Genomic DNA, 573 nt, shown 5'->3' with positions numbered 1-573 from the left:
CCGAGAAGTCGGTGCCGCTGTCGACATCGCTGGCGTCGAGATCGCCGATTGCCGGCGAGGTGCCGGCCGTGCCGTTGGCAACRCCGGAGGCTTCGGTCAGCGAGCCGCTGGCATCGCCGGTGATCTCCGCCGCGTCATTGGCGCCGTTGATCGAGATGACGATGTCCTTGGTCGTGCCGTCCGAGGTCTGCACGGTGATGGTGTCGGTGAGTGCCGGATCGCCGGTGTTGAGCGCCTGGACGGCGGCGTCATCCTCGTTGAGCGCATAGCTCCATTCGCCGGCCGCGTTGATCGACAGCGTGCCGTGCACGCCGTTGGTCAGCACCGAGAAGTCGGTGCCGCTGTCGACATCGCTGGCGTCGAGATCGCCGATTGCCGGCGAGGTGCCGGCCGTGCCGTTGGCAACRCCGGAGGCTTCGGTCAGCGAGCCGCTGGCATCGCCGGTGATCTCCGCCGCGTCATTGGCGCCGTTGATCGAGATGACGATGTCCTTGGTCGTGCCGTCCGAGGTCTGCACGGTGATGGTGTCGGTGAGTGCCGGATCGCCGGTGTTGAGCGCCTGGACGGCGGCGT

The 573-nt window shown here is 67.6% G+C and carries 1 protein-coding gene; it reads right to left on the bottom strand.

Translation table 11 applies throughout. From position 1 onward, the window contains the following. A partial coding sequence (locus AC1DX6_RS30555; protein WP_477320309.1) for a VCBS domain-containing protein occupies positions 1 to 573 on the bottom strand: 573 nt, incomplete at both ends.

It is taken from the genome of Mesorhizobium sp. P2_C4 (genome assembly GCF_056404575.1).
This window is presented reverse-complemented; position numbering and strand designations above follow the sequence as displayed.